General features: G+C 64.5%; 11 protein-coding genes. 7 read left to right on the top strand and 4 right to left on the bottom strand.

Annotated elements, in window-relative coordinates; genetic code table 11:
* Positions 1-2: 2 nt before the first annotated feature.
* The 3 genes from ACFQZZ_RS00830 (at position 3) to ACFQZZ_RS00820 (ending at position 3,666) form a co-directional block, all read left to right on the top strand.
* Complete coding sequence (locus ACFQZZ_RS00830; protein WP_378672343.1) at positions 3-2,171, top strand: acetate--CoA ligase family protein; 2,169 nt, start codon at positions 3-5, stop codon at positions 2,169-2,171.
* The gene (locus ACFQZZ_RS00825; protein ID WP_378672340.1) at positions 2,168-2,968 is read left to right on the top strand and encodes a crotonase/enoyl-CoA hydratase family protein; all 801 of its coding nucleotides are present in this window, start codon (positions 2,168-2,170) and stop codon (positions 2,966-2,968) included. Before ACFQZZ_RS00830 ends, ACFQZZ_RS00825 begins: the two co-directional genes overlap by 4 nt.
* A 131-nt stretch (positions 2,969-3,099) precedes the next feature.
* Positions 3,100-3,666: a hypothetical protein gene (locus tag ACFQZZ_RS00820; RefSeq protein ID WP_378672337.1), complete on the top strand. Its 567-nt coding sequence runs from the start codon at positions 3,100-3,102 to the stop codon at positions 3,664-3,666.
* Between the two features lie 190 nt (positions 3,667-3,856).
* On the opposite strand, the gene ACFQZZ_RS00815 is transcribed toward ACFQZZ_RS00820, so the two are convergent.
* Positions 3,857-5,347 (bottom strand): glyceraldehyde-3-phosphate dehydrogenase, encoded by a 1,491-nt coding sequence (locus ACFQZZ_RS00815; RefSeq protein ID WP_378672334.1) that lies wholly within the window; start codon positions 5,345-5,347, stop codon positions 3,857-3,859.
* A 412-nt stretch (positions 5,348-5,759) separates the two neighbouring features.
* Between ACFQZZ_RS00815 and ACFQZZ_RS00810 the strand changes: the two genes are divergently transcribed.
* On the top strand, positions 5,760-6,242 hold the full coding sequence (locus ACFQZZ_RS00810) for a hypothetical protein (RefSeq protein ID WP_378672331.1): 483 nt from the start codon (positions 5,760-5,762) through the stop codon (positions 6,240-6,242).
* Positions 6,243-6,382: 140 nt separating this feature from the next.
* On the opposite strand, the gene ACFQZZ_RS00805 is transcribed toward ACFQZZ_RS00810, so the two are convergent.
* Positions 6,383-6,799, bottom strand: a complete 417-nt coding sequence (locus tag ACFQZZ_RS00805; protein WP_378672328.1) for a DUF2254 family protein — start codon at positions 6,797-6,799, stop codon at positions 6,383-6,385.
* A 530-nt stretch (positions 6,800-7,329) separates the two neighbouring features.
* Here ACFQZZ_RS00805 and gntH point away from each other — a divergent pair.
* Together gntH and ACFQZZ_RS00795 are read left to right on the top strand one after the other, a co-directional pair.
* Positions 7,330-8,598, top strand: a complete 1,269-nt coding sequence (gene gntH / locus ACFQZZ_RS00800; protein ID WP_378672325.1) for a guanitoxin biosynthesis MBL fold metallo-hydrolase GntH — start codon at positions 7,330-7,332, stop codon at positions 8,596-8,598.
* A gap of 121 nt (positions 8,599-8,719) precedes the next feature.
* On the top strand, positions 8,720-9,736 hold the full coding sequence (locus tag ACFQZZ_RS00795; RefSeq protein WP_378672322.1) for a CobW family GTP-binding protein: 1,017 nt from the start codon (positions 8,720-8,722) through the stop codon (positions 9,734-9,736).
* A gap of 80 nt (positions 9,737-9,816) precedes the next feature.
* Here the strand turns inward: ACFQZZ_RS00795 and ACFQZZ_RS00790 are convergent, their stop codons facing one another.
* Together ACFQZZ_RS00790 and ACFQZZ_RS00785 are read right to left on the bottom strand one after the other, a co-directional pair.
* Positions 9,817-12,123, bottom strand: a complete 2,307-nt coding sequence (locus ACFQZZ_RS00790) for an arylsulfatase (RefSeq protein WP_378672319.1) — start codon at positions 12,121-12,123, stop codon at positions 9,817-9,819.
* A 540-nt stretch (positions 12,124-12,663) separates the two neighbouring features.
* A complete protein-coding gene (locus ACFQZZ_RS00785; protein WP_378672316.1) occupies positions 12,664-13,311 on the bottom strand; it encodes a helix-turn-helix domain-containing protein in 648 nt (215 codons plus the stop codon).
* Between the two features lie 60 nt (positions 13,312-13,371).
* Between ACFQZZ_RS00785 and ACFQZZ_RS00780 the strand changes: the two genes are divergently transcribed.
* Entirely contained in the window at positions 13,372-13,893 is a 522-nt protein-coding gene (locus ACFQZZ_RS00780; RefSeq protein WP_378672313.1) for a VOC family protein, read from the top strand.
* Positions 13,894-13,930 lie beyond the last annotated feature (37 nt).

Raw genomic sequence — 13,930 nt, 5'->3', positions numbered from 1 at the left:
GTATGACCAGCATCGACGAGCACACGCCCAGCATCGACACGCCCGCGCGCACCGCCCTCGAGCGGCTGTTCGACCCACATTCCATCGCTATCGTCGGTGCGTCCGCCAATGCGGCCAAGCGCGGGTTCCACGCCATTCGAACCCTGCTGCAGGCCGGCTATGCGCATCCCATCCACCCGGTCAACCCGACCGCAGGGCAGATCCTCGGCCTCGACGTGTGTTCGTCGATCGATCGACTCCCGTACGGCATCGATGTCGCGCTGATCGCTGTGCCTGCCGCCGCTGTCCCCGACTCGCTGCGCCAGTGCGCCGCCGCCGGCATCGCCGGAGCCGTGGTGCTCGCCAATGGATTCGGCGAGATCGGGGAAGCCGGCGCCGAACTCGACGCCGCACTGGCTGCGGCGATTGCCGAGACCGGCATTCGTGTCATCGGCCCCAACACCTCGGGCCTGATCAACGTTTCCTCGGGCGCGAATCTGGTTGGCCTACAGGATGTTCCGCACGGCCCGATCAGTGTGATCACGCAGAGCGGGAACATGCTGCTCTCGGTGGTCAACGACAATCGCGCAATCAGAGGTCCCGGTTTCCACGCCTATGTGGGGCTGGGAAACCAGGCCGACGTCCGCTACGACGAATGCCTCACCGAGCTCGCCCGCCATCCGGGCACCGGTGTCGTAGCGATCCATTCCGAGGGATTCGTCGACGGACGGTCGTTTCTGGTCGCCGCCGCCGAGGCCGTGCCGGACAAACCGGTTGTCGCGCTGCGTGGCGGACGATCGGAAGTCGGCCGCCGCGCCGCGCGGTCCCACACCGGCTCGATCGCGGGCTCCGACGCGGTGGCAACGGCAGTGCTGCGGCAGGCGGGGGTGGAGTTGGTCGACCGCCCCGACGAGCTCGCTGTCGTCGCCGGTGCCCTCGCCACCTGCAATCCGATCGCTCAGGGTCGCAAAGTCGCGATCCTCAGCGATGGCGGTGGCCACGCGACGCTGGCCGCCGATGCGCTTGCCGCCAGCGGCCTCGAACTGGCCGAGCTCGGCGACCGGACCCAGCGGCGACTGCGACAACTGCTGGGCAGCGCCGCCACCGTGGTCGATCCAGTCGACGTGGCCGGCGCCACCGACACCGACCCCATCGTGTTCGCCGTGGCCGTCGATATCCTCATGCGTGATCCCGAGGTCGGTCTCGTACTGATCATCGGCCTCTACGGTGGCTACCACCTCCGATTCGACTCCGGGCTGCGCCGGATCGAGGACGCCGCCGCCGGCATATTACTCACGCTCACCGCCGAACACGGTGTCCCCTTGCTGATCCAGAGCTGCTACGCCGCTCTCGAGATAGACAACCACGACCGCCTGCGGGCCGGCGGAGTACCGGTGCTCAGCTCGATCGACCACGCCGTGCGAGTGGCGGTAGCCCTGGAGCGGCGTGGCCGCAAACTGGCCGATACCGCGCAACGCTCCTCGCTCGTACTGCCGCCCCCCGCCCCGCCCATCCAAGGCTCGGGACCTCTCGATGAGCCGACCGCACGGCGGGCGGTTGCGGCCGCCGGAATCGGCGTCGGCGCTTGGATCTTCGCACCGACGGTCGAGGAAGTGGTCGCGGCCGTCGCCGGTTACCGGCAGCCGTGCGCTCTGAAGGTTGTTTCACCACAGGTGATCCACAAATCCGACGTCGGAGGGGTCCGGCTCGGGGTGGTGGCCTCCGATGCGGCCGAACACACTCAGGCGATCATCGACTTCGTCCGTGCCCATATGCCCGGTGCCCACATCGACGGGATGATCGTCACCCCGATGGTCGATCCCGGTGTCGAACTGCTCGTCGGCGCCACGCACGATCCGATCTTCGGTCCGGTGGTGGCTTTCGGCAGCGGTGGGGTGATGGTCGAGGCGCTGCGGGATGTCGCATTCCGGGCCGCCCCGTTGACCGAGCTCGAGGCCCTCGAAATGATCGACGAGACGATCGCCTCCCGCATGCTCGACGGCTATCGCCATCTCCCCGCGGTCAACCGGCACCAGCTGGCCCGATTCCTCGTCCGCATCGGTGATTTCGTGGCCGCGCACCCGGAGATATCCGAACTCGATCTCAATCCGGTCATCGCATCCAGCTCGGGAACAGTCCCGCTCGATGTCCGAATCATATTGTCAGAGAAGACAACTGGAGATCACAGGTGAGTGAACCGATCCTGATAGACCGCACCGGCGACATCGCCGTCTGGACGCTGAACAACCCGGCGGCGCGCAACCCGATATCCGAAGCCGACACCGTCACCGCCCTCGAGGACGCAGTGGCGGCGGCCAATCGGGACCACACACTGCGGGCGGCGATTCTCACCGGTGCGGGGTCTGCGTTCTCCTCCGGCGGTAACGTCAAAGACATGCGCGATCGGGCCGGAATGTTCGGCGGCGCACCGGCGGAGCTGCGCCAGGGGTACCGGCACGGCATCCAGCGCATCCCGAAAGCCTTGTACCACTGCGAAATCCCCACGATCGCAGCCATCAACGGTCCGGCCATCGGCGCAGGCTGCGATCTGGCACTACTGTGCGATATGCGTATCGCCGCCAGCACCGCGGTATTCGCCGAGAGCTTCATCAAGGTCGGCCTCATTCCCGGCGACGGCGGCGCCTGGTTGCTGCCGAGGGCGATCGGTATGGCCCGGGCCTGTCAGATGGCCTTCACCGGTGAACCGATCGATGCACACAACGCTCTCGAGTGGGGCCTGGTCTCCCAGGTCGTCGAACCCGAAGACCTCCTCGACGCGGCCCACCAGCTCGCCGCTCGGGTGTGCGCCAACCCGCCGCACGCGCTGCGGATGACCAAGCGACTACTGCGCGAGGGCCAGCAGCAAAGCCTCGAAAGCCTCCTGGAGCTGTCGGCGGCGATGCAGGCTGCCGCCCACCACACCAATGATCACCGAGAGGCTGTCGCGGCTGTGCTGGAGCACAGACCACCCGCCTTCACCGGTCGATGAGCAGACCGCGATTCATTCGCGGGCAACCGGCTGATCCAAGCCTCTCGACGATCCCGTCACCACACCGATTCCCTTGAAGCCAAGGGCATTGTCGCGGCCTGACCGCACCCAGACCAGATAGATGGATTCGCATGAACCAACACACCGTGCAGCTGGGACCGACCGTCCGAATGCTGCTCTCCTGCGACGGCTCCACCACCGTGCTGCTCGAAGCTCTCACCGGTGAAACCCTGTTCGTCCGGGTCGATACCCAGGGCGATACAGCGCCCGAATCTCTCTCGGACACGATCCGGGAAGCATTAGCACTCGACACCGACGCCCCCGTGCTGGAACGCCGATCCTGCCTGGTGACCAGCGAGCACGAAGTAGTGAGCATCAACCACGTCGTCACCGACAACATCGCCCGCCGCCGCATGGGCAACCCCGACACCACGATCCCCTTCGGCATACAACTCCGACAACAGCGGATACCGCAATATCGAGCACAAGTGTCCAGCGGATTGGCGCCATGGCAAGGCGGCGACGAACCGACACTGTCCGCGTTCAAGTCGTACATCATCCACGACGCCGACGGTGGACGCACCTACGTACACGAACACTTCAATCCACGACTGGTCCAACTCGGCGACCACGCGTCGCTACGAGCACTGCCCGTCGGACTTGTCCACGAAGGGATGCCGATCCGACTACCGCGGTAGCAGCCTCGTCGTCGTCGACGACGTGGTCCATCCGCTGGATCGCCATGTCCTCGAGCATAGGGACCCGGACGGTTCCAAGCTTGGCGGCTCATCATCGGGCCGCCCGCGACGAAGGGACCCTGCCGAGAGAGCAGGGGGCCCGCAGCGCTCGGGTACCGGCCGATATTTCGGCTGCTCGCGGCCGCGCGAGTTACCGCGCGTCGGTCGCAGTCAGTACGGGAGTGTCGGCGGCGCGGTCCAGCCGCGCGCCGACCTGCGGGTAGGTCGGATACTCGATGCCCGAGATGTACTGCACCGTCCGCACCACCTGGCACGAGTAGCCGAATTCGTTGTCGTACCAGACATACAGAATCGTGGTGTCACCCTCGACGATCGTGGCATTGGCATCGATGATCGACGCTGCGCGCGATCCGATGAAATCGCTGGAAACCACGTCCGTGGCGGCGGTGTAATCGAGGTTTCGACTCAACGGGCCGGCGAGTGACACCTGACGCAGATACGCGAGCACCTCGCTCTTCGTCGTCTCTCGCTCGAGCTGCAAGTTCAGAATCGCGACCGATACGTCGGGGGTGGGAACACGAATCGAGTTGCCGGTGATCTTGGCCTTGAAATCCGGCATCGCCTTCGCGACCGCGGACGCGGCACCGGTTTCGGTGAGCACGAGATTGAACGGCGCGGATCGACCGCGGCGGTCCGCCTTGTGATAGTTGTCCAGTAGGTTCTGGTCGTTGGTGAACGAGTGAACCGTCTCCACATGACCGCGGATGATGCCGTACTCGTCATCCATGGCCTTGAGCGGCGGAACAATCGCGTTGGTCGTACACGAGGCGCACGAGAAGATCTGCTGCGACAGGTCCAGGCTGCGGTGGTTGACGCCGTGCACGATATTCGGAACGTCGCCCTTACCGGGTGCGGTGAGAACGACCTTCGCGATGCCGGGGCGCAGATGCTGCGACAGCCCGACACGATCACGCCACTTACCTGTGTTGTCGATCAGGATCGCGTCCTTGATCCCGTACTCGGTGTAGTCGATCGTCGTCGGATCATCGCTGTAGATGAACTTGATCACGTTCCCATTCGCGGTGATCGTGTCATTGTCGGTATCGACCTTGATCGTGCCGTTGAAGTGTCCGTGCACCGAATCCCTGCGAAGCAACGACGCACGCTTGGCCAGATCGTCGTCGCCTCCTTTGCGCACAACCACGGCACGCAGGTTCAGCCCGCTGCCGGATCCGACCTTCTCGATGAGCAGACGAGTGACCAGACGACCGATGCGGCCGAAGCCATACAGGACAACATCCCTTGGGCCCTGTGACCGAGCCTTGTTGCCGTTGGTCACGTCGGCCAGGACCGCTGCGGTGAACTCGCGGATCGACAGTCCGCGATCGTCGGCGTGATAGGTCATGACCAACTGACCGAGATCGATCTTGCATGGCCCCAGATCCAGCTCGCTGAGCACCTGCAGGAAGGGAAGGGTTTCGTCCACCGACAACTCTTCGCCCCCGATCTGCCTCGCGAAGCGGTGCGTCCGCAGGATGCTGATCACCGACTTGTTCACCAGCGACCGGCTGTGGAGCAGGATCGTCACGCCCTTCCCCCGATACAACGTGCCGATGATGGGAATCATCACCTCCGCGGCGGCTTCCTGAGCGTTCCAGCGGTCAAGTTGTTCGGTAGTCAACACAGGTCCTCGGATTTCCTCGATTTGTTCGACACATCGATGCTAATGAGAGCCGCGATATCACCGAGGCCGGATACCCACTGGTGAGATCGCCAGATGGTGACGCCGACCGAGCATCAAGCGGTTCGCGAAGAACCGGCAATACCAACGAATCTCGTTCGAGGCCCACTCTTCTTCGGGTGCTGCGCCGACTCCGGCATAAGGATTCATCGAGAGTCTGGGCGGGTCGGTGCCGTGAATATCGCACCTCGGGTTGTTTACTTGGCAGGGTGCTCGTTCACGGCGCCTCGTCGACTGCACAGGCAGCACCCGTGAATGCGGCTGTCGGCAACGCCGATCCGGCGATCATGTCATCGATCGTCATCGCGTCGCCGGCATCGATGCAGGCCGGAATCGACTGTGAGGAGAGCTAGTGACGAACAACGTGGTTCGCCGGGCTGCCGGTGTGGGCGCCAAGCTGGGTTTCGCCGGTGCAATGGTCAGTGCGTTGGTGCTGGGGCAGCACACCGTCGCCCACGCCGCGCAGACGGCCATGTTCCAGCTCCCGCTGGTGAAAATATCTCAATCATGGGGTATTCCAACGCAATTCAGCATCTACTTGACGGCGACCGTCGGCGACGAACCCGGAGTAACCACCTTCGGTGTCGCCAACGCCGGACCGTTCGGCGGTAGCAGCATTCTCGACTCCCACGCTCGGATCCGGTGGTCGAACCTGACGACCGGAGCATCCGGTGTGGTCGACGTGGCAGATCGGGAAACAGCGCAGCAGCCCTGCGACTGCGCGCCGGCGCCGGTACCGGTGTTCACCGGAGCGGGCCGGATCGTCGCCCTCGCGACTGCCGGCGGCCTCGCCGTCACTCTTTCCTCGGGGTTCGGTACGTTCACGGCTCTTTGAGCCCGGCTATATCCGCCATCCGCGTCGGATGCGGAGAACATGCTCGATCTCGCCGCCCACCACATCCCCGGGCAGCGGCTGGGCTACCGCTGACCGCTGGATAGAGCGGTCCCCGGGGGCACCCCTCGAAAGCAACGATCTTATGGGGCGGCTAGGTGCTCTGTGAGACTGCAATCGACGCCCGACGGACACAGCATCCGAAATCGCAGGTCGTGACGGTCGGGCCGGGCGCGGTTGCGCACATGCTCGAGCAGCACCTTGATGCGGAGGAGGACCGTGGGGAAGTCCATCGCGGCGGCGATGACACTATCGAGCCCGGTCCGCACGAAATCCTCCCACCCGGGGTAGTGGATCACGACATGTACTGTCCCGCTGCGGTCGGCGACGCGCAGGGGTCCAGTCTGCGCGGAGGCAATCCAGCCGAGTAAGTCCTCCAGATAGTCGAGGGCCTCGACGGCCGACGCTGGGTCATTCTTATCGAGTGCTCGCAGCGCGATGTCGGACAGCAGCTGGAAGGAGAACAACAGGTCCTGCTCGAAGGTCCGCGCCTCACCCACCACCACACGGCGTCTTCAGTCGGCGGAACCGCACCTCGCCACTGGCGTCGGCCATAGACCAATCATGGCCGAAGCCGAGGTGTACGAGTACCTCACACGACTCTCGCACCCCACGACATGACCACTCTGTCAGCGGTGCTTGCCAGGAGCGGACTGCGAGCCGGCATCGCCGCGCTAGGAGTGGAATCAATGCTCAACTCGGTGAGGATCGAGCTTATTCGCAAGAATGTGGACCGTTTCCCACACGGCGCCGGGGTGGTCGGTATTGACTGATTGGAGTGCGGGCACACACTCCGGGTGTCCGGGAATCGGCGCCATCCGGCCGGCTCATCGGCGGTTGCCGCACGCGCCGACGCCATTGCACCCCGCTGACCCGGGGACGATTATGTTCGTCTCGTGTCGAGTCCGAGCCCATCACGGCGCCCGGCTTCGGCGGTTTCACTCGAGTTGCCCGTCCGCTCGAACTCAGCTCCGACAAGGAGACTGTAGTGAATTCAACTGACGAACCAATATCCGGCGACAGCCCGGCGATGGCCGAGAACCCCTATGGGGGACAACCGGGCAGCGGGATCAGCCTGCCGCCCTATTTCCGGCCGACCCCGAGCGTGGTGAACGCGAGCAACTACTTCCCGGTTGGCGAGACGCTCGGCCCGGACGAAATGCGGATCTCCTTCGTGGGAAGCTGCCCCTTCCCGCCGCGCCGCGACCAGGCCGGCACCAGCATCATGGTCGAACTGGGCAACGGGGATCGATTCTTCTTCGACCTGGGCTCGGGCTGCCTCCGCAATATCGTCGCTATGCAGGTGCCGATCATGGCGGTGAACGACATCTTCATCTCGCATCTGCACGTCGACCATTTTGCGGACTTGCCCTACCTTTATTGCTTCGCCCCCTGGCTGCTGCGCTGGAAGCCGTTGCGGGTGCACGGCCCGTCGGGACGAACGCCGAAAGATGGCACGAAGTCCATGATCGAGGGCATGAAACAGATGACCCACTGGCACACCAAATCCTTCAAAACGTCGGCGGTGGGCGACGGGTATGAAGTCGAGGTCAACGAGTTCGACTGGCAGGACGTGAACGGCCTGTGCTACGACAGGAATGGCGTCCAAGTTCGGCATTGGCCGCGCTCACACGTCATGGACGGGGCGAGCGCCTATCGCCTCGACTGGAACGGTCTGTCCTTCGTGTGGACCGGCGACGGCCGGCCGGACAAATTGACGCTGAAACATTCCAAGGATGTAGATGTATTCGTCACCGAGGTGCAGGCTGACCTGGGAAGTCTCTCGGAATCGCGCATGGGGATACCTCAGCTCATCGGCAACACGACAATCGACAGCGCCCACACCGTCCCGTACGCCGTCGGATACCTGCTCAACCAGCTCAAACCACGGCTGGGGATGGCCACCCACCTCGAGTACGACCGGGGGACGGCACCGGAAATCATCGCGGGCATCCGAACGCACTACAACGGGTGGTTCGAATTCGGCCTGGACGTGACCGTCGTGAACGTCACGACGGACGCGATCTGGGTCCGGGACGCCGTGCTGCCCGACGCGGCCAATCCTGCCCGACCTGATCCGGCACAGCTGCTGAGCCCGGAGGATCTCCTCGCGCTCAAATCCCCCACTGCAGCGGGGCCGCCCGAGATCGCCTTCCCGAACCCCGAGTACAACCGTGATGAGATCCAGGAGCAGGCCACCCGCGATACCGAGATCGACCCGAGGGTCTACTACCCACCGGACGTGTATCGGGAACAGACGCCCAACTTCCCCAAGGACTTCACCCTGAAGCTCGGCTGACGATCATGCCACGAGCTCGCAGACAGGATTCTGGACATGAACTTCGCCCGGGGAACCGATGCAACCGTTGAACTGTGACGCAATCGACCACGACCTGGGCACCGGGCCGGTGCCCATTCCCGTGACGGTTTTGACCGGCTTCCTCGGCGCGGGGAAGACGACCCTGCTGAATCGGATCCTGAACGGGGACCACGGACTGCGAGTGGCGGTGCTGGTCAACGACTTTGGCTCCATCAACATCGACGCCGAGCTGATCGTCGGGGTGGCACCCGATGTCATCAGTCTGGCCAACGGCTGCATCTGCTGCACGATCCGCGACGATCTCATCGAGACGACGATGGCGACCATCAACCGCCCTGAGCGGCCGGAGTACATCCTCCTCGAAGCCAGTGGGGTGGCCGATCCGTCCGGCATCATGGTGACCTTCGGTGCGGACTTTTTCCGGGACCGCATCCGGTTGGACAGCATCGTGTGTGTCGTGGACGCCGAGCAGTTGTTGGCGGTCCCCGAGTTGATGGAATTCAAGATCCGTCAGATGGCCTTCGCCGACATGAACATCTTGAACAAGATGGATCTGGTGGATCGAGCCCAGACCGACCGGATCAGGGCCTGGCTTGACAGCCGCTTTCATCGCTACCGGCTCGTCGAAGCCAGCCACGGCGACGTGCCACTGGACATCCTGCTCTCGGTCGGACGTTTCGACCCGGCGCAAGCGGATCTCAACGTGCGCGCCCTCGCAGACGCCGGCTGCACCGACCCATGCTGTCGTCACGACCACCACACACACGACCAGTCGACGACATTCAGCGTCTGGAGCTACGAGAGCGAGCTGCCGCTCTCACTGGAGGCGCTGCGCGAAGTGGTTCAAAAATTGCCGCCTGACATCTATCGGGCCAAGGGCCTGATCTATACGTCGGAGGCGCCAGAGCGGCGTGCGGTGCTCCAGGTGGTCGGGAAGCGCGTGGACATCTCGCTACAGGATCAATGGGGCGAGCGGACGCCACACACACGGATCGTCGTCATCGGCGCCGCTGGTCGCCTCGACGCTGTGGCGCTGCGCACCCAGATCGAGATGGCGCAGACACCGCACCAGGCCCCATCTGACCCGCCGCGTTTACGCACAGTGGTGCCCCGATGAGCGGACGTCGGCGACAGTGCGGGCGCGGGAGAGAAACCTGGACGCGCCCAGACTGCTTCCGCAGATTGCGCGTCTGCTGTTTACGAGAGATAGCGGACGTTGACGTTGTCGATGTGGCCGTTGAACGGGAAGGGCGCCTTGTCGAAGTAGTCGAGGGAAACCGACCCTCCGAGGCAGGTGCCGATGTCGAGGCAGTCGTTGCCGGTGAAGAGCAGCGGGGCACTGATCGGCACCTGCCCGCTGCCATAGGGCGCATCCTTGACACTCATCGTGATGTCGAGCGGGCCTGCTGGTTTGGCCTCCCCCGCATAGACCGTCTTGACCTCGATGGTGGTGGGACCGGTCGGGAGTCGGTGTTCGGAGCGGATCTTGGTGCGCTGGATGATGAACAGGTTGTACTCGTAGCACAGGAATCCATCGTCGACGTAGCAGGTCAGGCCGCCGCCGGCACCGCCGAGTGCGTAGAGGACGCCGTTCGCGCGGTCAGGGATGTCCGCATCAATGGTCACCAGATTCGCCCGATTGCCCAGACTCGGGGCGCAGGGCTCGGGCATCCGGATCACGTCGCCGGTGAAGTTCCATTCCCGATACGGGGTCGAAATCCGCAACTCGGGATGAAGCACGGTAATCCACAGGCCGCCGCCGACCGGGTAGACGCTGTTCTTGGCCGCTTCGATCGAGAAGGTGTCCTTGAGCTGGGCGAGTTTCTCGGGCATCTGGTCGGCGAGGTCGTGCGCCTGCGACCAGTCCTTGTCGAGGTGGTAGAGCTCCCACTGGTCTTGATCAGGCGTCCATTCCTTGATGCCGGGGGGCGCACCGGGAACCCACGGCGCCCGCGGGCCGAACGCCGACGCCATCCAGCCGTCGTGATAGATCGCGCGGCTGCCCATGATCTCGAAGTACTGAGTCCGGAGGCGGCCTTTCGCGTCCGGGTCATCGAAGGAATAGGCCATGCTGACGCCGTCGATCGGGATTTGCGGAACACCATTGACCACCAGCGGCGGCGTGATACCTACGACCTCGTAGATGGTGGGGACGATGTCGTTGCAGTGGTGGAATTGGGTCCGCGGCGTGGGATCCGGCTTGACCTTCGCCGGCCAGCGCACGACCATCGGGTTGCGGGTGCCGCCCAGGTGTGAGGCGAGTAGTTTCATCCCCTTGTACGGTGTGCTTCCCGCCCACGCCCAAGCGGCGTGGTACTGGTTTTCGACCTTCGGTGTACCGAGTACGTCCAAGCCGCCCATCTCTTCGAGCGCTCGAATGTGCATGTCGATCGTGGTCGGTATGCCGTTCTGTGCGAGCATCTCGCTGATGGTGCCGTTCTGTCCCTCACCCGAGGAGCCGTTGTCACCCCAGATGTAGAACACCAAAGTGTTCTCGCCGTATCCCAGGCGCTCGACCTCATCGATCAGCCGACCCACCTGGACGTCGACGTGCTCGCCGAAGCCGGCAGCCACCTCCATCAGCCGTCGGTGGAACGGTTTCTGCTCATCGGGGATGTCGTCCCAGGCCGCCAGTCGCGGATCACGCGGGGTCAGTTCGGTGTCGGCCGGAATCCAGCCCAGGTCCCTGGCCCGCTGATGGGTCCGCGCCCGGTAGGCGTCCCAGCCGTCGTCGAACTTGCCGGCGTACTTGTCGGCCCACGGCTTCATGATGTGGTGCGGAGCGTGCAGGCATCCGCTTGCCCAATACATGAAGAACGGTTTGTCGGGTTCGAAGGCTTTGTGTCTGTGCAGCCAGCCGATGGCGTCGTCGGCGAGGTCCTCACTGAGGTGGTAGCCCTCCTCGGGTGTCTTCGGGGGCAGCACCATAGTCGTGTTTCGGACCAGGTTCGGCTCGTACTGCGAGGCCTCACCGGCGAGGAAGCCGTAGAAGTACTCGAAACCGATACTGGTCGGCCAGTTGTCGAACGGTCCGGCGGCGGTGGTTTCGATGGCAGGGGTGTTGTGCCACTTGCCCCACGCGCCGGTGGAATAGCCGTACTGCTTGAGGACCTCGGCCCCGAGTGCGCTGCTCTTGGGGATCTGCCCGGCGTACCCGTCCCAGTCGTTGGCGAGTTCCGCGACCTGGCCGTTGCCGATGCGATGATGGTTACGGCCGGTCATCAAGGATGCCCGGGTAGGCGAACACATCGCGGTCGTGTGGAAACGGTTGTACCCGATGCCTTCCTCATAAATTTTGGTCAGCGTGTCGGTTCGTACCTCCCCGCCGAAGGTGGTCGGCAGACCCGGGCCGGCGTCGTCGACCAAGATGATCAGGATGTTCGGTACATCCTCGGGTAAGCGGCGCGGCTTTTCACGTTGCGCATAAACCGAATCCTGCATCGTTCTGCCGGCGGTGCTCGCAGACGGAGTCGGCGGAAACGGCAACACCTCTTGCGGATTCATGATTCTCCTCGCTCGAACGATTCACCGACTCGCCACGACTTGGCGATCTTCGGGGTTCTGCATGAAGTCATCGAGTCCTGAGAGACAGTTCCGGAGAACCGCGCATGCAGCACCTCATCGACGCCGCGGACAGCTGGCACCCTCTCAACACCGCTTGCACGGCGGCGGTGCGGATGGTGATGCGATATCACGCGCCCTCTCCATTCAACCCCGCCGCACCCTGATCGGTCACCCCCTTCGGGGACGCGACCAGGCGGTCCGGCCGCCGATGCTCACAGAGCGAGACAAGATGAGATGAGAGAACAGGAGCCCGGATCAGCACGCCATGTGGTTTCCCCGCCGCGAGGACCATCCGGCCTTGACGGGAGGAAACCGGGCACGTCACCATCGCCGAGATCGCCCCCGACCCGACCCAGTACTCGGATGCCGAGCGGAGAAACCCGATCGTGCGATGCCGCCAGGATTGCGGGATGGCCGCCGCGGACGCGGCCTCGAAATCGGGCGAGGTCGAGCACGGGCCGCAGGACTGAGGGGCGGGGATCAGCGCGATCGGTCGCGGCCCGCGGGAGCCGGTTCGCGCGTGGGGACGGTGAGCATGGCGACGATCATGTCGATGATTTCGGCGGTGTCTGCGTCCGGGCTCGCGGTGCGCACGCCGGACTCCAGTGCGCGTTCGTAGTCGGCGATGAGGGCGAACATGACCGTTGCCATCGTTTCCAGGCGTTGGCGGCGTCGGCGGGCGGGCAGTTGTGGGAGTGCGGCGTCCAGGCGGGCGGCGATGATGCGGACCGCGGCACGGTCGGCGCCCGCGAGGCGGCGGGCGTCGGCGATCACCGGGTGGGCGCGGACAACTTCGAGGAATCGGCCGTAGTGGGTGACGCCGTCGGTGCCGACCAGTTCGAGCATCGGTGCGGCGAGCATGGCGACCAAGGTGCGGACCTCATGTGCGGTGCCGTCGTCCTCGTGTGCGGCCAGCAGCTGCATTCTGCGCTCTTCCAGCCAGTTCATGCGGCGCTCGACGATGGCTTCGATCAGGCCGGTGCGTGAGTCGAAGTAGTAGTGGACCGCGGAGTTGTTGCGCTGGCCCGCCGCGGTGGCGATGTCGCGCAGTGGGACGTCGACACCGCGTTCGGCGATGAGTCGTTCCCCGGCGTCGAGCAGTGCCGCGCGCGAATCGTCGATGGGCATAGCCGAACTGTACTAAACCCGAGTATTGACGATGTTAAGCATCAGTGATTAATTGATGGCGTGGGAAGTACCGATCGCCGCATCGCGCACGGGCCGATATTCCAGCTGTGCTGGGTGGTCCGGGATATGGCGGGCGCGCAGCGGGAGTTCACCGAGCGCTACGGTGTGGCGGAGTGGCTCACCATCCCGGATGTGCGCTTCGGACCGGAATCCACCGAACTGCGCGGCGCCCCCGCCGAGTACACGATCACCGTGGCGCTGGGCTATGCGGGCGGGCAGCAGTTGGAGCTGATCGAGCCGAGGAGCGGGACGAGCCTCTACTCCGAACATCTCGACCGCGTCGGGCCCGGGCTGCATCATGTCGCGTGGGTTCCTGAGGACTTCGATGCCGCACTGGCCGCGGCGACGGCGAGGGGCTCCGAGATCCTCGCCAGGGGCTCGTTCGAGGGCGTCGGGATGGAGTTCGCCTACCTCGACGGCGGGGCGTTCGGTTCGCATGTCGAGCTGATGCGGCTATCCGCGGACATGCGGGCGATGTTCGATTACCTGATCCCGGAAGGATATTCGAACCCATGGACCTAGGCGGTGACCGCGCCGACGCTCGCTCGAGCGCAGGATT

Origin of the sequence: Nocardia sp. GCM10030253, assembly GCF_042675075.1 — a bacterium.
Taxonomy (GTDB): Bacteria; Actinomycetota; Actinomycetes; order Mycobacteriales; family Mycobacteriaceae; genus Nocardia.
This window is presented reverse-complemented; position numbering and strand designations above follow the sequence as displayed.